This window comes from Streptomyces sp. NPDC047982 (assembly GCF_043204165.1).
Classification (GTDB): Bacteria; Actinomycetota; Actinomycetes; order Streptomycetales; family Streptomycetaceae; genus Streptomyces.
Genome location: NZ_JBIDBS010000013.1, coordinates 182,473 through 201,176 on the forward strand (window position 1 = coordinate 182,473; position 18,704 = coordinate 201,176).

General features: G+C 71.0%; 13 protein-coding genes and 1 pseudogene. 2 read left to right on the forward strand and 12 right to left on the reverse strand.

The genetic code is table 11. From position 1 onward, the window contains the following. Nucleotides 1-24 precede the first annotated feature (24 nt). The 10 genes from ACGF2V_RS18160 to ACGF2V_RS18205 form a co-directional block, all read right to left on the reverse strand. Nucleotides 25-1,062 carry an alkylhydroperoxidase gene (locus tag ACGF2V_RS18160; RefSeq protein ID WP_362707055.1) on the reverse strand — a complete coding sequence of 346 codons (1,038 nt, stop codon included), beginning with the start codon at nt 1,060-1,062 and terminating at the stop codon, nt 25-27. A 20-nt stretch (nt 1,063-1,082) separates the two neighbouring features. Next, entirely contained in the window at nt 1,083-1,373 is a 291-nt protein-coding gene (locus ACGF2V_RS18165; protein WP_362707057.1) for a hypothetical protein, read from the reverse strand. A gap of 29 nt (nt 1,374-1,402) precedes the next feature. Next, nucleotides 1,403-2,752: a cytochrome P450 gene (locus tag ACGF2V_RS18170; RefSeq protein WP_362707060.1), complete on the reverse strand. Its 1,350-nt coding sequence runs from the start codon at nt 2,750-2,752 to the stop codon at nt 1,403-1,405. Next, nucleotides 2,749-3,297, reverse strand: a complete 549-nt coding sequence (gene sgcE6 / locus ACGF2V_RS18175; RefSeq protein WP_073791277.1) for an NADH-dependent FAD reductase SgcE6 — start codon at nt 3,295-3,297, stop codon at nt 2,749-2,751. The genes ACGF2V_RS18170 and sgcE6 overlap by 4 nt, the downstream gene beginning before the upstream one ends. Before the next feature lie 130 nt (nt 3,298-3,427). Then, complete coding sequence (locus tag ACGF2V_RS18180; RefSeq protein ID WP_362707062.1) at nt 3,428-9,244, reverse strand: type I polyketide synthase; 5,817 nt, start codon at nt 9,242-9,244, stop codon at nt 3,428-3,430. After that, a complete protein-coding gene (locus ACGF2V_RS18185; RefSeq protein WP_389047370.1) occupies nt 9,241-10,395 on the reverse strand; it encodes an enediyne biosynthesis protein in 1,155 nt (384 codons plus the stop codon). Before ACGF2V_RS18185 ends, ACGF2V_RS18180 begins: the two co-directional genes overlap by 4 nt. Nucleotides 10,396-10,397: 2 nt before the next feature. Then, complete coding sequence (locus tag ACGF2V_RS18190) at nt 10,398-12,326, reverse strand: CRTAC1 family protein (RefSeq protein WP_362625679.1); 1,929 nt, start codon at nt 12,324-12,326, stop codon at nt 10,398-10,400. A 14-nt stretch (nt 12,327-12,340) separates the two neighbouring features. After that, nucleotides 12,341-13,309 (reverse strand): DUF1702 family protein, encoded by a 969-nt coding sequence (locus ACGF2V_RS18195; RefSeq protein ID WP_362625680.1) that lies wholly within the window; start codon nt 13,307-13,309, stop codon nt 12,341-12,343. A gap of 93 nt (nt 13,310-13,402) precedes the next feature. After that, nucleotides 13,403-14,386: a DUF1702 family protein gene (locus tag ACGF2V_RS18200; RefSeq protein ID WP_362625681.1), complete on the reverse strand. Its 984-nt coding sequence runs from the start codon at nt 14,384-14,386 to the stop codon at nt 13,403-13,405. 133 nt (nt 14,387-14,519) lie between these two features. Next, nucleotides 14,520-15,479 carry a hypothetical protein gene (locus ACGF2V_RS18205; RefSeq protein ID WP_362707065.1) on the reverse strand — a complete coding sequence of 320 codons (960 nt, stop codon included), beginning with the start codon at nt 15,477-15,479 and terminating at the stop codon, nt 14,520-14,522. A gap of 227 nt (nt 15,480-15,706) precedes the next feature. Here ACGF2V_RS18205 and ACGF2V_RS18210 point away from each other — a divergent pair. Beyond that, nucleotides 15,707-15,920 (forward strand): annotated as a pseudogene (locus ACGF2V_RS18210) (alkylhydroperoxidase); the annotation flags it as partial. A 34-nt stretch (nt 15,921-15,954) separates the two neighbouring features. On the opposite strand, the gene ACGF2V_RS18215 reads toward ACGF2V_RS18210, so the two are convergent. Next, nucleotides 15,955-16,422 (reverse strand): acyl-CoA thioesterase, encoded by a 468-nt coding sequence (locus tag ACGF2V_RS18215; RefSeq protein WP_362625685.1) that lies wholly within the window; start codon nt 16,420-16,422, stop codon nt 15,955-15,957. Nucleotides 16,423-16,929: 507 nt separating this feature from the next. Between ACGF2V_RS18215 and ACGF2V_RS18220 the strand changes: the two genes are divergently transcribed. Next, nucleotides 16,930-17,364, forward strand: a complete 435-nt coding sequence (locus ACGF2V_RS18220) for an SgcJ/EcaC family oxidoreductase (protein WP_362707068.1) — start codon at nt 16,930-16,932, stop codon at nt 17,362-17,364. A gap of 340 nt (nt 17,365-17,704) precedes the next feature. On the opposite strand, the gene ACGF2V_RS18225 is transcribed toward ACGF2V_RS18220, so the two are convergent. Next, nucleotides 17,705-18,421 (reverse strand): helix-turn-helix transcriptional regulator, encoded by a 717-nt coding sequence (locus ACGF2V_RS18225; RefSeq protein ID WP_362625718.1) that lies wholly within the window; start codon nt 18,419-18,421, stop codon nt 17,705-17,707. Between the last annotated feature and the right edge of the window lie 283 nt (nt 18,422-18,704).

The window sequence follows — 18,704 nt, forward strand, 5'->3', positions numbered from 1 at the left end:
ACTTGCCCGTGCCCGGGGCCGGTCTCACGCCGGCCCGGCGGGGCGGGGTACGGAGATCCGGCCGCCGATCCGCACCGCGGTGGTCAGGGCGGCGTAGGACGTGAGCTCGATGAGCTCGCGGTCGGTGGGGAACCGGTTCCTGAAGGCCGCGACGTCCTCCGGGAGTGTCTGATACGGCGCGAAGGCGGTCAGCAGGGCGAGCCGGGCGGCGGGCGCGTCCTCGGCCGGCAGCGCCGACACGGCCTCGTCGAGCCAGCTCCGGCCGAGCCCCGGGGCGGATCCGTCCCACCGGTCGAGGCACGAGCGCAGCCTCTCCCGTACCGGTCCCGGTACCCACCGCGCCCCCTGGTCCACGGCGGCGACGGCCCGCCCGAAGGCCTCGGCCACGGGAGGGCTGCCCTGTGCCCACTCCAGTCCCGGGGGCAGGGGGGCCGGGGGCAGGAGGTCCAGCGAGCCGCCCGGCGCCAGCGGGCCCGGGGCGACGGGACGCATGGTCAGGGCGGTGGTGCGCATGATGGGGCCGCGCAGGGGCGTCGGCGTCCGGGCGGGCATGGGGGAGTCGGCCAGGAAGAGGCTCACCATGCGATTGATGTAGTGGAACGTCACCACGACGCCGCAGAGTTCCGGCGCCTGCGCGTACGTGAACGGGAGCGGGGCGCTCCCGGCAGGGTCTCCCGGGGCGTGCTGCCCGGCCGCGGGGGCCCACTCGGCGATCCGGGAGACCGTCCTGTCCGGCGGCAGCGTCCCGAGGACCGCCTGGTGCACACCGACGCAGTACGGGCAGTCGTTGGCGCGGGAGACCTCGGTGGCGACCGTCTCCTTCACCGCGCGGCTCACCCGGCCGTCGACCAGCAGGACCTCACGCAGCATCAGCCACGTCGCCGCCAGCGATGCGGCGGCCCGCGAGTGGAGCGCCACGGGCGGTGCGAGCACCCCGAAGTCCCGCTCCGTTTCTCGGTACACCTGCGCCACCAGGCCCCGGGCGCGGCGCGGGGCGATCACATCCACGTACCGCACCTGCCGCAGGGAACCCCGCAGCACGGCCCGCACGACCGGCCTCATCGCCGCTCCTCCCTCGCCTCTCACGCGGTCTCCCTGCCCCGGGGACCGCTCTTCCCCGGTATGTGCTTCTCGGCGCGTGAAGGACATACCGGCTCGTGGGCCGGGCCCCGGCCCCCCGGCGCGATGTCGTCGGGGCCGAACCCCATCTGCTCCATCAGCAGGCGCACCAGCGTGGTGGCCGCCTCCTGAGCGGTGGACGCGTTGTACGCGGCGGGCGAGGCCGCCGCCGCGTCGAGGACCGGGCCGGCCGACGGCTCTGTGCCGGGCGCCGCTCGGGCCGGTGCCCGGGACGAGTGGTCGCTGTCGCTCATGGGCTGCCTCCTCACAGGCCGGGCGTCCATCAGTCCGCCGCGCTGACCGTCATCGGCAGTCCGCCGCGCATCCGCAGCGACAGCATGGGCTCGGCGACCGCCCGGTGCCCGGGAACGGTGCGTAGGTCGAGGTCGCGCGTGACCAGCGCGGTCACGAAGACCGCTTCCATCATGCCGAGGTTGCTGCCGACGCAGAAGCGCGGTCCCGCGCCGAAGGGTATGTAGGCGTAGCGGGGGCGGCTGGCCGACGCCTGCGGGGCGAAGCGCTCGGGGTCGAAGCGCTCGGGGTCCTCCCACAGGCGCGGGTTGCGGTGCATGATGTACGGGCAGATCAGGACGTCGGCCTTGGCCGACACGGTGTATCCGCCGACCTCGTCCCGTTGCCGGGCTATCCGGGGGAGGACCCACACCGGCGGGTAGAGCCGCATGGCCTCCTGGACGACCATGGTCGCCCAGGTCAGCCGGTGCAGGTCGTTGACGTCCGGGAGGCGTTCGCCCAGGACGCTCCTGGCCTCCTCGCGGACGGCCGCGCGGACCTCGGGATGACGCTCCAGCAGGTGCAGCGTCCAGCCGAGGGTACTGGCCGTCGTGTCATGCCCCGCGAGCAGCAGGGTGACCAGCTCCTCCCGGAGCTGTCGACGGATCTGCCGGGGCGGTGCGTTCCGCCGCCCGGCGGCCTCGATGATCCGGGACAGCGCGTCGTCGCCGGGCTCGCCATCGGCCATCCGCGCGCTGCGGTCGGCCACCAGCAGGTCCGCCACCCGGTACAGCTCCCGGCGGGCCCGGCGGAAGCGGGCCTGCGGAGGCAGCGGAAGCCAGCCGGGCACCATGCCCTGGGAGACCATCTCCAGCATCGCCTGGTTCTGCACCTCTTCGAAGGCGGGCGCGAGGGTGTCCTGGGAGGAGAGGTCGGAGTCGAGCAGGGTGCGGCCGAGCACACCGAGGGTGAGTCCGGTGACCTCCTGGAGGACGTCGACCGGGCCGCCTCCCTCGTGGGCCCGCAGGAGGGCGACCAGCTTGGCGCCCTCCTCCGCGACCGCGTCCGCCCGCCGGTTGACGCGCCCCGGCTTGAACGCGGGTTGCACCGTCTGGCGCTGGGCCCGCCACACCTCGCCGTCGCTGGTCAGCAGGCCGTCGCCCAAAACCCGGCGGGACTGCACGAGGCCGATGCCCTTGTGGTAGTTGGCGCTGTTGTCGGCGAGGACGTGTTTGGCGTAGTCGGGCCGGTTGAAGATGTAGAGGTTCTTGGGCCCCATGGAGACCCGCACGGCGTCTCCCAGGGCGGCCGCGTCCTTCATCATCCCCAGGCGGTCCACCGCGAACTTCCTCAGCAGCCCCGGCAGGGCGCTGACCGGCGGGCCCGGCGGGTCGATCCTCATGCCACCTGGCCTTCGCCGTGTTCGGGGGCGAACCGGCGGAAGCGGCCGCCGGAGAACAACAGGGCCTCACGGAACGGCCAGCGCACCGCCGAGAGCACCTCGCCGACGAAGATCGTGTGGTCTCCGCCCTCGTACAACTTCCTCTTCTCGCACTCCAGATGTGCCACGGCGCCTGCGATCAGCGGTGCGCCGGACTTTCGGCCGGGCTGCCAGCCGACGGCGTCGAACTGGCCGGCTCCGACGGGACGCGAGTGGTCGGCGAAATGGCGTGCCACGGCCTCCTGCCCGACATCGAGCACCGACACCGAGAACGTCTGCGAACGGTCCAGAGTGCCGTGCATCACCGCGTCCTTGCCGACGCAGACCAGCACCAGAGGCGGGGTGAGGGAGACGGAGGTGAACGCGTTGGCCGTCATGCCCCGCGGGGCGTCCCCGCCGACGGTCACCACGGTGACCCCGGTGGGGAAGGCGCCGAACGCGCCCCGCAGTTGTTTGTGGTCCTCCAGGTCGACGAGCTCCATGGACGGAACGGTGGTCGGACTCATGTCTGCCTCCCTGTCAGCGGCCGGAACCGGCCGCGCAAAACGTCGGCGCTCGTGCCAGCGGATCGGGGATCGGTGCGGTTGCCGGGGGCGGCGGCCGGGAGCCGGTGCGTGCGGCGCCTCCTGCGGCCGGTCATGACCGGGTCCTGGCGGCGGCCCGGGGCGCGGTGCCGTCCGGGCTCTCGGCGAGGAAGGCGAGGACCGCCGGTTCCAGGGCATCGCGCAACGCCGTGACGAAGGTGGCGATACGCAGCCCGCCCGCGGTGAGGACCACCCAGTTGTCCCGGTCCCGCGGCGCCAGGGTGAGGGGCACCCCGGCCATCAGCCCGGCCTTCCTGAGGCATTCGACGGCGCCCCACACGCGCGTCGCCGCGGTGTCGGGGGTCTCGCCCGTCTGCTTGGCCACCTGAGCGGCCAGCTCGGCGTGCTCGCCGAGCAGCCCCGCCCATGCGTCGGCGCCCCGGACGCGGACCGCCTCGATGTCGCAGGCCACGGTCCGCGCAGCGGCGACCCCGAGGGTCACGCCCAGGCCGTGGGCGGCCGAGATCCGCCGGTCGTCGGCGAGTTCGGGACGTCCATCGGGCCGGTAGCGCACCTCGGCGCTCTCGCCCAGTGCCCGCTGAACGGCCCGTGCGGTGGCCGCGCGGCGCTCGTCGGTACACTCCTTCGCGCCGGGCAGGTCCGGTTCGACGGCGATGTCGAGGTGAGTGCCGAGCACCTCCTCCACCGTCCGCTCCAGGTAGGAGCCGAGCAGCGGGGCGACCCACGGCCCGGAGCCATCCGTCTTGCGGACGGCGTGCAGGGTGAGCCCCTCCCACCGTTCGACGACCGCGCCGTCGGCAGTGCGTACCGCGATGTCGTACACATAGGTGTCGCCGTCCCGGTGGCGCTCGGTGGCGCAGTAGCGCACCTCCTGCGGCAGGTCGCCGCCGGCGGCCATCGGGTACAGCCGTTCGATGCCGGACGGCAGCAGGGTCGCGTCGGGGACGCACACCTGGTTCCCGTGCATCAGCGCGTCCCGCATCCCCGGGTCGGCCAGCAGCAGCGTGTCCGGCAGGAAGCCGGCGAACCAGCCGGACGGCGCGGCGACCGCCACGTCGGCGTCGACGTGCCGGGCGGCGGCCCGGTGGAAGCGGCGCAGCCGCTGGAAGCGCTCGCCCTGGAAGAGGACACCGCCGTACAGGTCGGCCGCCGGGTCCAGCGGGGCGGCCGGGACGCCCCCGCCCACCTGAGCCGGGGGCCCGTCCGGGATCGCGGAGCCGGAGTAGACCAGCCGGGCCCGGAAGTGCTCGGCGACGAAGCCGGTGTCCTCCGCGTGGATGGCCACGTCCACCGTGTCGGTGTCGGTGACGGTGGCCGCGATCCGGATGCGGGTGGTCCCCGCGGGCGGCACCACGATGGGCCGCAGGAACCGCGCCCCTTCGATGACCGGTACGTCGCCGCGTCCGGTGAGCGCGGACGCCACCTGGACCATGGCCTCCATGCCGATCACGGCGGGCATCAGCAGGGTGTCGTCCAGGAGGTGATCGGCGAGGTAGAGATCGGTACCGGCGTTCAGTTCGGCCTCGGTGACGAGTTCGACGCCGTGGTAGCGCACCAGTGGGTTCCCGGTGAACCGCAGCAACGGCATCGGCGGGAGGTCGCGGCGTACCGTTCCGATGCCTTCGGTACGTCCGCTGATCACCGTTACCACGGGGGCGTCCGGGTCCGAGATCAGCCGCAGCAGGATCGCGACGCCCTGGTCGGGTGAGACCGGGACGATGCCCTCGCGGGACAGGGACTCGACGACGGAGAGCTTCTCGCCCATGCCGATTCCGGACCACACGGACCATTCCATGCACAGGGCACGACAGTCCGGGTGGTCGCGGGCGACCTTCTCGGTGAGGTCGGCCAGCCATTCGTTGGCGGTGGCGTAGTGCGCCTCGCCGCGCAGTCCGGCCCGGCCGATGATGCTGCCGAAGGTGACGAGGAGTTTCAGGTTCTCCTCGCCGACGGCGTCCAGGACGGTGCGCAGCCCGTCGACCTTGGGGGCGAACGTGGTGTGGAAGTCGTCCATGCCGAGGCCGGTGAGGGAGGCGGGCTCGTTGCGGCCCGCCCCATGGAGCACGGCGGTGACGGGGCCGAGCGCGTCGGTGAGTTCGGCGACGGCCGCGGCGACGCCTGCCGGGTCGGTGACATCGGCGGCGGCGTAGCGCACGGTGGCCCCGCTGTCCGCCATCCGCCGCAGGTTCGCGGCGAGGTCCTCGTCCAGGGCAGGGTCCGAGCGGCCGAGAACAGCCAGCTTGACGCCGGTCTGCCGGGCCACGGCCAGGGCGCACTCGGCGGTGATGCCCTTGCCGCCGCCGGTGACGAGCAGGACGTCGGAGTCCTTCAGGACCTGCTCGGTACGCTCGGCGCGGACCGGCAGGGCACGCAGTACCGGGACACGGCGGGTGCCGTCCGCGGCGAGATGGACCTCGCTGAAGCGGGTGGTCGCGGCGACCTCGGCGGCCACCCGGTCCGCGGCGCCGTCGGCCACCGGGGTGTGGACGACGGTGGTCCGCAGGTGGGGCGCCTCCAGGTGGAGGGTCTTGGCCAGTCCGGCCGCGCCCCGGCCGTGCTGCACCAGGACGAAGCGGCGCTCGCGGTCGCCGGTGAGGGCGGCCCTGGCGCCGTTCAGCGCGTGCTCGATCTGCTCCCGGGAGCAGGCGGGTGGCAGGCAGACCAGCACCCCGGAGCCCACCGCGGCGTTCTCCAGGGCGCTTCGCACGTCCTGGGCGAAGGGGTGGTCCTGGGCGGTGAACAGCTCCCAGGTTCCGTTGCCCTCGCTCAGGACGGGCGGGGACAGCGGAACCTCGTCGAGCTCGACGGCGAAGGGACGGGCCCATGCGGCGGCGCCCGCCACGACGGGGGCGGGGGCGGGGGCGGCGCCGCCCGTCTCGGCGAGCGTGGTGAGCGCCTCGGCCAGTTCGGCCATCGTGGCGGTGGCGAAGTTGGTCGGTACATGGGCGGCGGTGAGGCCGAGCTGGACGGCGGCCTGGTTGACGATCTGGCCGACCGTGATCGAGCTCATGTGCAGGTCGTCCAGGAGGCTGCTGTTGTCGTCGACCAGCTCGGGCGGCAGCTCCGCCCGTTCGGCGACCAGGGCGCGCAGCACGTCGAGCGCCGGCGCCCCGGCCGAGCCGCCGGCCTCTGCGGTGACGCCGTCGCCGGCGTCCTCGGCCTGGGGGCCTCGTGTGGCGGGCAGGGCGACGTCGGGCGCCTGCTCGCAGGGGTTGGCCAGGAAGCTGAACTCGGCGCCGACCTCCAGCGGCCGGGTCAGCCGGTCGTTGAAGAGCCGTTCGTGGATGAGCGGGGCGCCCAGCACATAGGCGGCGCCGACGACCTGGAGCAGTCCGCGCAGGGACTCGTCGTCGGTGTTGAGGGCGACAGCCGGTATGTCGGCGGTGGCCGCCGCCATGCCGGCGAGCACCCGGCCGGGGCCGACCTCGACGAACAGGTCGACGTCGCGGGCGGCCGACCGCACCGCCTGGGTGAACAGAACCGGGTCGGTGATCTGCTGTTGCAGCAGCTTGGACAGGTCGGTGTCGCGCTCCAGTGCTCCGCCGGTGACGGTGGAGACGACCCGGCGGTTCACCTCGTCCAGGCGCACCCCGGCGAGCCAGTCGCCGAAGGCGTCGGCGGCCGGAGCGACCAGGGGCGAGTGGAAGGCGTGCGAGACCGCGAGGCCGGTGCAGGCGACACCGGCCCGGCCGGCCCGTTCGGTGACAGCGGCGATGGCGTCGACGGTTCCGGCGACGACGGTCTGTTGGGGGCCGTTGTAGCCGGAGATGACGACGGGCAGCTCTTCGATGAGCTCCCCGGCCTGCTCGGGGGTGGCGGCCAGCGAGGCCATGGTGCCCGAGGCGCTGTGCGCGGCCATGGCCGCTCCCCGGACCCGGGCCGCCGCCAGCAGGGTGGCGGAGTCCAGGGCGCCCGCCCAGTGCAGGGCGGAGAGTTCGCCCAGGCTGTGGCCGACGGCGACGTCGGCCTCGATGCCGAGCGCGTCCAGGACGCGCAGTCCGGCGGTGGAGCCGGTGACGATGCGGGGCTGGGCCACGTCAGTGGCGACCATGTCGCCGGTGGTGGGCAGCCCGGCCCGCCGGTACACGTCGGCGGCCTCGGTGAAGCGGCGGGCGAGCGCGCCACCGCCGGTCGAGGTGCCCGAGCCCTGGCCCGGGAAGAGGAAGCCGATGCGGGCGGTGTCCCTCGCCCGGCCGAGGAAGGCACGGCCGTCGGGGGAGAGCGTGATGTCTCCGTCCGTGTCCGGCGTCTCGGCCAGCCGTCGCAGCCGCAGTTCGGCATCCTCCGGTGAGGTGACGACGGCGGCCGCCCGATAGGGGAGTTCGCGCAGTTCGCGCTGGAGGATGGCGGCCAGGTCGGCGAGCTGGGCGTAGGAGACCTTGGCGGCGAAGTCGGCTACTCGGGTGAGGCGTTCCTTGAGCGCCTGCGGTGACGCGGCGTCCAGGAGCAGCAGTTCGGCGTCCTGGAGCGAGTTGGCCAGGGTGGTGGCGCGGCGGCTGGTGGTCCGGCGTCCCGCAGGGGCGGCCTTGTCGAGGACGACATGGGTGTTGATCCCGCCGAATCCCATGGCGGTGATCCCGGCGCGCAGCGGTGTGCCGCTGGGCCAGGCCTCCGCCTTGCGCAGTACCCGCAGGTTGGCCGACTCGTCGGTGAGCAGCTCGTGCGGGTCGACGCAGCCGATGGCGGGCGGCAGCATCTCGGCGTCCAGGGCCATCGTGGCCTTGATCAGTCCGGCGATTCCGGCGGCGGCCTTGGTGTGGCCGATCATGCCCTTGATGGAGCTGATGACGGCGGTGGGGGCATGGGGGTCGGCCTGGGCGCGGGCGCCCATGATCGCCCTGAGCTCGGTCGCGTCGCCGACGGCGGTGCCGGTGCCGTGGCCCTCGAAGAGCGGGACGGTGTCGATGCCGAAGCCGGCCCGTTCGTAGGCGCGGGCCATGGCGAGCTGGTAGCCGCTGACCTCGGGGCGGGTGATGCCGCCCTGTCCGTCGGACGAGATGCCCCAGCCGACGATCGAGGCGTAGATACGGTGTCCGGCGGCGAGGGCGTCCTCCTCGCGCATCAGGACGACCATGCCGCAGCCCTCGCCGGGCCAGAAGCCGTTGGAGCCCCGGTCGTAGAGCCGCATCTCCTTTCTGGCCAGCGCTCCGGTCTTGGCGAATCCGATGATCTCGAAGGGGTCGATGGACAGGTCGACGCCTCCCGCGACGGCGATGTCGAGGTCCCCGTTCTGCAGGGAGGCGGAGGCGGTGGTGACCGACAGGAGCGAGGACGAGCACGCGCCGTCGACGGTGTATCCGCCGCCGTTGAGGTCGAAGTGGTTGCAGATCCGGCCGGCGATGGTGTTGGACAGGCCGCCCGCGAGGGTGTCCTCGTCGATGGCGGGGAACGGCTTCTTGTAGGCGTCCTCCACTCCTTCGAGGAACTCGCCGAGGCGCTCGTCGCCCCACTCCTGCCCCTTGAGGGCGTCGGCCAGCACCCGGCGTACGTAGGGCCAGCGCAGCCGCATCACGTTGGCGCGGGCGAACTCACCGGTGAGGGTGTTGCCGACGACGACGCCGGTGCGCTCCTTGGGGAGCCCCTCCCCGGCCGGGAAGCCCGCGTCGGCCAGCGCCCGGGTGGCGGTGTCGAGCGCGAGCCAGTGCGTGAGGTCGGTGGAGCGGTAGGTGCTGCCCGCGATGCGGTGGGCCATGCGGTCGAACTCCCACCCCTCCAGCACGGCGGCGTTACGGGCGTAGAACTTGTCGGGGACGGTGGGGTCCGGGTCGTAGTAGTCGTCCAGGCGCATCCGCACATCGGGCAGCCGGCGGAAGGCCCGCCGCCCGGCGACCGCGTTCTCCCAGAGTTCGCGCGGGGTGGTGGCGTCGGGGTAGCTGCAGGACACGCCGACGATCGCGATTCGGCTCATACGGGCACCGCCGCCTTCTTCTTCTGCTGCGCCGCCGCTCGCATGGACGCGCACTTGCCGTGGAAGCAGGTGCCGTCCCGGCACGGGTCACCGGTGCGGACCGCCGCGACCGTGGCCGCGTCTACGGGAGCGGGAGCGGGGGCGGGGGCGGGAGCGGTCGCGGGAGCCGCTACGGCGGCGAGCTGCTCCGCGGGCTCCGCCGGGGTCTGCTGTGCCGGGGCCCGGTGCGCCGGTTGGGCCACGGCCGGACGCTGCTTGGCGAGGAAGTGGAGGCCCCACAGGAAACCGCCGCGGATGAGGCACACCAGGGCGGTGGCGAAGAAGATGCCGTACGCGATGCCGAGCCCGGTCAGCAGTCCGTACATCGCCGCGACGCCCGCGCCGAAGGCGATCTGGGAGGACCGCTTGGAGGGCGAGGTCCCGGGGTCGGTGACCATGTAGTTCGTGAAGAGGATGAAGGCTGTCCCGGTCATCATGCCCAGTGCCGAGGGGATGGCGGTTCCCAGGAGGAGGCCGCGGACGACGGCCTGGAGCGCGAAGCCGATCAGCCAGGCGCCGATCAGCCACATACGGCCCGTCAGTTTGGCGTTCAGCATGGTGCCGAGGACCAGGACGACCGCGGGCAGGGCCCAGTCGCCGGGGCCGTGCAGGTACTCCGTGAAGTGGTAGGGCGGGGCGATGCTGGCCCAGGGGAAGAGCAGCAGGATCACCGCGATGCCGAAGTTCGACGGGTTCATGTAGTGCCGCATGCGGCCCTTGAGCGGGGCGCGGAGCACCCACTTGGTGCCGACGGCGACGATGACGCCGAAGACCATGACCCACACGCGGTCGTTGACGTACGTGAGCATGTTGACGGCGAGGCCGGTGATGTGCGCGGGGAAGAGGAATTCCACCATGCCCTTGAACCCGCGGCCCGCGAAGCGGGGTGCGCGCTTCTCACCGCGGGCGCTGACGGCCTCCAGCGCGATCTCCACCACGTAGGCGGTGAAGACTGCGATGAACGGCCACAGCCAGGGCTGTTCGAAGCCGAGGACGGTGTATCCGAGGATGTTGAGGACGGAGATCGAGATCGCGAACCGGCGAAGTGCGGTGACGACCTTCACGTCGTGCCGGGGCGCGGCGGCCCCGGGCGTTGCGGTTGCGGCAGACACGGTCACTTCTCCTTGGCATCGGCAGCGAGCTGGAGCGAGTGCCAGCCGGGGGTCAACTCGAGGTCCTGGTTGCGCACCTGGCCGGTGTGGTCACGCCAGGTCAGATGGGTCTGCATCGGTCCCTCGGCCTTCCGGCCGAGTCCGATGTGCACGTCCTGGCTGCGCTTGCCGGAGTGGCCGCTGCCGCCGTCGACGCGGCCCAGGCGGGTGCTGCCATCGGGCAGGGTCACGGTGACCTGCGCGCCGATCACGGGCGAACCGGCCGCGTCGGTGAGTTTGAGCCCCAGGAAGCCGCCGGGGTCCGGGCTCACGTTGTGGTAGAAGACGGGGTCTTCCCACTGGCGGGCGACGACCATGTCGAGGCGTCCGTCACCGTCGGCGTCGCCGGTGGCGATGCCCCGGCTGGGCACGGGCACGGCCATACCGAGCTGTTCGGACAGGTCGCGGTATGCCTTGCCGTCCTTGTTCTTCGCGAAGAAGCGCATGTGCTGGTTGCCGGCGACGTCGTCGCCCTCCTGCATGTTGGGCCAGAAGTAGGGGTGCTTGACCAGCTCGTCGTTGGCGGTGGCGAGTTCCTGGAGCTGTGCCCAGCGGTTGCGCTTGCCCTTGACGAAGCCGACGGCCTGGGTGATCTCCTGGACGCCGTCGTTGTCGAAGTCGCCCATCTTCACGTCCCAGCCCCATCCGGACCAGGCGAGGTGGAGCGGGGCGCTCTCGTCCTTGTACGGGGCGACGCCGTCCCGGAATTGGGATCGCAGCTCAGCCTTGTCCTTGGCCGTCGCCATGAAGGCGAAGTTCGACTCCTGGATACCGAACGACGTGGTGATGTTGGAGACGAACGCGTCGTACATGCCGTCGTTGTCCAGGTCGGCGAAGTCGATGCCCATGCCCTTGAAGGAGGTGCGGCCGATCTCCTTGGACTTGGGGATGGTCGCCGTGTGCTCGGCCTTGACCTCGCGGAACTTGAACTTTCCGGGCGTCGACTCGTTGTGGAGGAGCGCGGAGGTCCCGAAGTCGTGTCCGAGGTACAGCTCGGGAAGCTGGTCGCCGTCCAGGTCCATGGCGGAGGCCGCGAGCGTCCAGCCCCGGTCGATGCCCTCGGGCAGGACGCCCTCCACTTGTTCGTAGCCGGTCGGGGTCCAGCGGAAGAAGTGGCCGCCGCCGCCGTTCTGGGCGTGCGACAGCGAGTCGTTCATCGTCACCCCACCGTCCACGGTGTCGTCCAGGACGGGGCTGTCGGGGAAGTAGTTGCCGATGTAGATGTCGTTGTGTCCGTCGCCGTCCAAGTCGGCGACGGCCGCGGCGTTGGAGTTCCACAGCGGCCCGGTGTAGACGCTGCCGCCGTTGCCCGGGACCAGCTCGACGGGTTCGAAGCGCTCCGCGGTCATCGGCAGCGGGTCCTGCCCGGTCCCCTTCTTCGCCTGGAAGACGACCGGGGTGCGACCCCAGTAGTAGACGAGAAGGTCGGTCAGGCCGTCCTCGTTGAAGTCGCCGGGGACACAGCCGATCGGAGCCATGCTGTCGCTCTTGGGCAGCGGCGCCGGGTCGAGCACGAACGGGGCGTACGAGGGACTCGGCCGTCCGGGCACCGGAGCGGGTGTGATCACGACCTGGTCGATCTGCGGGTCGGTGATGCACAGGTCGTTGGGCAGCCCGTCACCGTTGATGTCGCTCATGGCGACGCCCGAGCCCACCGAGGAGATCCACGCCTCGATGTGCTTGTACGCCTTGTTCACCTTGCGTACGCTCTGCCTTTTGTATCCCCCCGGCACGGCTATCGCCAGCGGCTCGAATGAGAAATTCTTCGCCAGTTCAGCTTTTTCGGAGGCGCTGGATTCGCTCGGATTCACCGCGTAGAAAGTGCCGACCATGAGGATCAGTGCGATGAGCCCGGGGGTCTGCTTCCGCAGCCAGGTAATTGGATGTGTCATGCGACGGCGCCTTTCTATGTGTGCGGAACGGAACTGATGGCGGCGGCGATGTGCCGCCGCCAGGTCTCGAAGGCCGGGATCTCCCCGCCGTCGCAGCCCGCGGGCTTCGAATCGATGCACACCCGCGCCGCTTCCTCGGGGGTACGGCCGCCGCACAGGACCCGGGCGGCGAGGTGGGTGTGGGCGGTCGTCGTCCCCGCCCGTTCCCGGGCCTCGCAGGCGAACGCGGAGCCCTGCACGAGACTCGGCCGGTGCGTACCCGCGTGCTCGGCGAAGCGCAGCAGCTCGTCCTCGTCGGCGCAGCCCGCATAGGTGCAGGCGAGCCCGGCGCCGGCGTACATGTCGCCGTGACGGTGGGCCGGATAGGCGTCGATCAGCTCGGCGACGACGTCGGGGTCGGCGCCGCCGACGAACCACAGGGCGCGGCCGATGCCCTGGTCGATGACGCGGGCGCTGTAGGCGTCCGGCCCTCCCTTCCAGCTAAAGGGGTGTTCCAGGGCCGGGTTGCGGACGTAGGCGTCGGTCTTGAAGTACGCCTGGTGGAAGCCGTACCCGTCCAGGATCAGCCAGCGCAGCACCGGGTCGGTACCGCTCACGTCGGGCCACATGAACCTCGGCAGTCTGGCCATCGCCCAGCCGACGCCGACGTAGACCATGTAGTTGTGGTGCCGGCCCCTGCCCTCCAGAATTCCGGTCAGCCGCTTGTCGCCGCCCGTCAGCGAGTCGAGCATGACGGCGCCCATTCCGGCGCCCTCGTACGCGAATCCGCGGAAGGCCCGGGGAACCGTCTCCAGCCACTCGGCCGCCTGGTCCGCGGAGCGTGCCTCGACCGCGTAGGCGTATCCCTGGAGGAAGCTCGTCCCGACAATTTCTAGCTGTTGTTTCGCCTCCGCGTTCTTGACGTGGAACTTGCGTGTTTCCATTTTCGTTTCCCGGAAATTGGGCGTGAGGACTCGGCGCCTCAGCGCACGCAAGATGGACACCCGAAAGACCGCCCCTCGATCCTTTGCCTGAATTTACCGTTCGTTAGACGAAGATATTCGATACGGGTACCCGTGCGGCTACTCCAGGAATGCTCAACGGGTATGCACGACAAGTTGTTCACGCACCGCGCGGCGCCAGAGTTCATAGGTCGGGACATCGCCTGCCGCACCCGGCGCGGGCGCGGCGTCGTCGGCGAGCGCGGCCGCGGCCTCGACGGTGATCCCGGCCAGCGCGTGCAGCGCGGTCCGGGTGTGCTCGGGCACGGTGGCGGAGAAGTGGCGGGCCTTCGCCGCGAAGACGGAGCCCTGCGCCACATGGCCGCTCAGCTCCCCGGCCTCGGCGCGCAGCGCGGTCAGTTCGTCGGCCGTGGAGCAGCCCGCGAAGGTGGCGGCGAGTCCCACGCCCGCCCACAGATCCGGCTCACGTTCGGAGGCGAACCTGCGCACGGCGGCGCTGACCTGCCCGACGTGCGCACCGTGGATGAACCACAGGGCGCGGCCGATGCCCTGGTCCACCGCCCGCCGGAAGTAGTCCGGGCGCCCCTCCCACGCGTAGGGGGTGTCCGGACGCTGGTCGTCGACCCAGCGGGCGGGGTCGAAGTAGGCACGGTCGAAGCCGTATCCGTCGACGGCGAGCCAGCTCATCGGCGGGTAGAACTCCTCGCCGTCGAGGTCGTCGGGCATGACCTTCTTCCACAGCGGCCGGGGCAGCTTGGCCATGGCGAAGCCGATGCCGATGTAGTTGAGGAAGATGTGCCGCCGTCCGGCGCCCTGGAGCAGTTCCCGGGTGCGCCCGCCGCGGCCGGGAAGCGAGTCCCGGATGACCGAGGCCATGGTCGCGCCCTCGTACGCGAAGCCCTGCACCTCCGGGTCGACCAGCGACAGCCGCCGCTCGGTCTCCCACAGGTCCTTGGACTCGATGCCCCATTCGAAGCCGGTCACCACGGTCTGCGGGATGGTCTCCAGTTTCCTGGTGGCAGCGGTCTCGGCCACCGGGAAGCCGCGTCCGGCGAAGCTCACGTCACGCAGGGACGGAGCCATCAGAAGTCTGCGCAGAGAACCCGTTGCCGTTGCCACGCGGTGCCTCCTCGGCCGGCCACCAGGCGGTGGCGAGGGTCTTATCGTCGGACGGCGGCGAAGAGCCGGGCATCTTCGGGAATGCGCATACGTCGTGCGCCCGGTCGTGACCGGGCGGCGGGGCCGGATGCCGTCAGGCCGCCCAGGGCGCGATCGGGTACCAGGGGATGATCTCGCGGCGCGCGAGCATCCTGACGTCCCAGTAGAGGAAGGTGAAGACGCCCGCGACGATCAGGGTCACCGCCGTCACGGCGGCCATCCGGCCCGGCCTGGCCGTCAGCCAGACGGACAGCCGCCCACCGGCGAAGTAGGCCATGACGAAGAAGAGCAGCGCGACGATCACCACGTTGCCCATCGACTGCAGCACGAACGCCGCCGCCCCGTAGAGGGGGTTGCCGCTCTCGGCCGCGTCACGGAAGAGCTGACGGAAGAGCGGATACGGCCGCCCGATGAGGAAGCCGCCGACCAGCACGCCCATGAAGACCTGCTGGACGTGGGGGAAGCGGCGGGCCGCCTTGGCGAACGGGTCACGGGTGTATCCCAGCGAGCTGAGCCCCAGGTAGAACATGGCCAAGCCGATCGCCCCGAACGTGACCATCGACTGGACCGAACGCCCCGACAGCACGCCCGGAGCGGGCTGGGCCTCGGAGAACTGCGGCATCGACGTACCCACCAGACCGACCACCGCGCCGTACACCGCCGAGACCACGGCCATTCCCAGGAAGAGCCAGCCGAGCGGCTTGAGCGCCTGGACGGCCCGGCCGGCGCGGCTGTTCACGGTGCTCAGCATCGGGGCGACCGTGCCGAACACCGCGATGTTGCACGCGGTGAACGTCCCGGCGAGACCGGACGTGAAGGCGAAGGCCGTCCCGGCCGCCACCGAGGCGAGCGGGGACGTCTCCGGATCATGACCGAGAATCGACCTGGCGATAGTGCCGCCGACCGTCTTGTCGACGAACTCGGCCGACCAGATCACGGTCAGCAGAAATCCGGCGACGATACTGACGACCAGCAGGAGGCCGCGCCGCCGCACCTCTCCCGCGCCGGTGCCGACGCCGCTCCCACGAACCGGTAATTCATCGATGTCTGCCACGACGGATCTCCTTTTCCGCTGTCGGATGCGGCGACAGTAAAGGGGATGGAGAGCGTTTCGTTCTTCCCGGTTGCCGGATGTCCGGGGCGGCGGACGGAAAGGGACGGAGCGGGGGACAGCCCTTACGCGGTGGCGGACCGAATCGAGAAACGGAGGAGTCGGTCACGGGCGACGCCCTCAGGAGCATGGATGCGTCCGCCGATCGGACGACTCGCGAGGATGTGCCCGTGCCCCATGCCACGATCAGCAACGACGAGCCCGGCATCCGCGGTCCGATGGCCCAGCGTCCGGACACCGCCGCGCCGCTCGACCAGCTCGCCGACGTACTGCCGCGGGAGCCGGCCTCCTTGAGCCGCGGGGGAGCGCGAGCTGATCGCGGCGTACGTCTCCCACCTGAACAGCACGCCCTCCTGCGCCGGAACGCACGGCGCGGCCCCTGCACCAGGACCGCGCACCGGGCATGTCCGTCGGCGCCTCAGCCTCCGCTCGTGGGGACTGAGGCCGACACCCGCGCGGCGTACGGTTCCAGGGCCAGCCGCAGGGCGTCGGGCACCCTGGTGGGGCGGGTGTCGCCGTTGGGGCCGCGCATGCAGGCCACCCGTTGCCGGCCGCGGGCCACCAGGTTCTCGGTGTTCTCGTGCAGCCGCAGATAGTCGAAGGTGAAGACGAGCTGGGTCTCGGTCAGCTCCTCCAGGCGCATTCGGATCGCGAGCTGGTCGAAGGCGGTGATCTCGGCGAAGAATTCGCAGCCCACCGAGACGGTGAACAGTTTCAGGTCGTCGCGGATGTCGTCGAGCACTTCGGGGGCCATGTCCAGCAGGAACATCTCCCGGCACCGGCCTTGCCAGCGGACGTAGTTGACGTAGTAGACGTTGCCGACCAGGTTGGTCTCCTCGAATCCGACGAGATGGCGCAGTTCGTAATAGGGCCGCACGTCGGCCATCGGCTTTCCCTTTCCTTCGTCCTCAGGGCAGGCGTCACCGGTCGCGCCTGTCTCTCTTCGCGCGGGACGGCGACGCCCCCTGCGCGTTCCGCGGATCCACCGGGCCCCGCCCGATTCATGGAGGACCCACAGACACGATTGGGGATCGCCCAACGGCCGGCATCTCCCGGCTTGCTCAGGGATCTCGGGTCCGGACACCGGGCCACGGAGAAGTGCAGTCGATGGAATCCAGAGCAATCCGGGAGTGGTACGCCACCGAGGTGGCGGGCGAGCATCGAGACAGCCCCGAGCCGGGCGGCCGGGCAACCGCGATCGGCCGCTCGTACCGTACGACGGCGGCCGCACCGGGCGACGGCGGGCCGCTGACGGCTGAGCCCGGTCCGGTGACGTTGTTCCGCGCGGCCCACTGGGCACCCGTCGTCGCGCACCCGACAGATGAACGGAGCCGAACTCGTACCCGCCCGGTTCCCTCGGCATCGTGCCCACATCACGGAGGCAAGGAATCCGATGAACTCCACTGACACCACGACCACGACCACGACCACGGCCGACGAGCGGGAGCAGGACGTCGCCGGCCTGCCGGAGCGCATCATGGCGGCGTGGGCGGCTCATGACGCCGCCGCCTTCGCGGACATCTTCACCGAGAACGCCAGCATGGTGATGCCCGGCGTCCACTGCCAGGGCAGGGAGGCCATCCGTTCGTTCATGGCGGCCGCCTTCGATGGCCCGTTCAAGGGCACCCAGGTCACCGGCGCGCCGGTCGCCGTTAACTTCCTCGGCGACGAAGCGGCCGTCCTGGTCACCGAGGGCGGTGTCCGCGCACCCGGCGAGGACACGCTCCGGCCCGAGCGCAGGGTACGCGCGTCCTGGGTCGCGGTACGGGGCGAGGACGGCGTGTGGTCCCTGGCGGCGTACCAGAACAGTCCGTTCGACGCGTCCTGACGAACGTCCGCCGAAGCGACGAGAAGGCGGGGGCCGCCCGGACACACCATCCGGGCGGCCCCGTCGGTGCGTCCGGGGCGCCGGGCCGACGGGCGGGCCGTGCCCGGACACCGGGCTCTGGGCACGCCGAAAGGTCCGGCCGAGAAGGGCATGCTGCGCCCGGCGGCGAACGCCTGGAGGGCGGGAACCGGCGGTCGCCGTCAGAAGACAGTGGGAGGGGCCATGGCCAGGACCCGGGGACCGATCCGGCGCATGCCGCCGGCGCCGAACCGAGCGAGGTCCCGGTCGCCCGGCGCGGCTTCGGCCCCGAAGGGGTTACGGCGGCGCTCGCACCCGGAGGTCATCCGACGGGCTGCACCGGGTTGTTCTCGAAGGCGGCCGACCGTACCTGCTGGAGCGCCATCAGCACCGGCGGATCGAGAACCCGCACGCCTCGCAGCGGGAATTCGACGACGGCATGCGCCGCTCGCGAACGGATTTCCAGGGGACCGAGAGATCCCACATGGACCGGCAGCCCGTCCGTCAGCGCCTCATGCGCGGTGGCGGGTACGGAGTGGCCCAGCAAATACCACATGCCTGGCGGCACGTTCTTCATCTCGAACGGTCCGGGCGTACGGAGAACCGTGCAGCTAATGGGCCGACCCTCCGGCACTCTCGTCGGGAAGACGCCCAGGAAAATAATGCCTAATTCGGCGACGGTCGGCGCAGTGACGAAACCCCGCACCGACTCTCCGGCGCCCATGTTTCTTGCGACGTTTATCTGCGTCGCGTATCCACCGAACTGCCGGTACAGCGAAGGCGGAAGTCCGACGCTGTTCGTGAAGCGTGAGCTGAACGTTCCAACGCTGCTGTACCCGACGCTGCAGCTGATGTCCGTGACCGTCATGCCGGTGGTTAACAGCAGCCGCTTGGCCTCCTGTATCCGCAGCGCAGAGAGGAAACGTTTCGGTGAAATCCCGGTGACCCGATGGAATTCGCGAGAGAAGTGGAATTTGCTGTACATGGCGAATCGAGCCATGTCATCGATGCTCAGGGGCTCCGAGAGCTTGTTCCGCATGATGCGGATCGACTGCTCCACGGCCCTCTCGATCCCTGACACTGTGCACTGTGCGCTGTGCATTCTGTCCTCCGAAGCCGAGACGGATGCCGATCGGTCACGCCTGTGAGCCGATCGTTTCACGCCAGGTGAAGTCGGTCGGCTCCGCGACATTATTAGCGACTGGTAAGGGGCCGGGCAACCACGAAATCGATGTTTGTCACGAATGACCCATGGGCATATGCGGAATCCTTTAGGCGCGGAGTTACAGCAATGGCGGAGATGCTTTGATCATCCCCCGCGG

Bases quoted from the DNA above. Each gene is read 5' to 3' on its own strand.
- ACGF2V_RS18220 (WP_362707068.1), top strand. From the start codon at position 16,930: ATGAACTCCACTGACACCACGACCACGACCACGACCACGGCCGACGAG.
- sgcE6 (WP_073791277.1), bottom strand. From the start codon at position 3,297: ATGAGTCCGACCACCGTTCCGTCCATGGAGCTCGTCGACCTGGAGGAC.
- ACGF2V_RS18165 (WP_362707057.1), bottom strand. From the start codon at position 1,373: ATGAGCGACAGCGACCACTCGTCCCGGGCACCGGCCCGAGCGGCGCCC.
- ACGF2V_RS18180 (WP_362707062.1), bottom strand. From the start codon at position 9,244: ATGAGCCGAATCGCGATCGTCGGCGTGTCCTGCAGCTACCCCGACGCC.
- ACGF2V_RS18215 (WP_362625685.1), bottom strand. From the start codon at position 16,422: ATGGCCGACGTGCGGCCCTATTACGAACTGCGCCATCTCGTCGGATTC.
- ACGF2V_RS18190 (WP_362625679.1), bottom strand. From the start codon at position 12,326: ATGACACATCCAATTACCTGGCTGCGGAAGCAGACCCCCGGGCTCATC.
- ACGF2V_RS18170 (WP_362707060.1), bottom strand. From the start codon at position 2,752: ATGAGGATCGACCCGCCGGGCCCGCCGGTCAGCGCCCTGCCGGGGCTG.
- ACGF2V_RS18160 (WP_362707055.1), bottom strand. From the start codon at position 1,062: ATGAGGCCGGTCGTGCGGGCCGTGCTGCGGGGTTCCCTGCGGCAGGTG.
- ACGF2V_RS18225 (WP_362625718.1), bottom strand. From the start codon at position 18,421: ATGCGGAACAAGCTCTCGGAGCCCCTGAGCATCGATGACATGGCTCGA.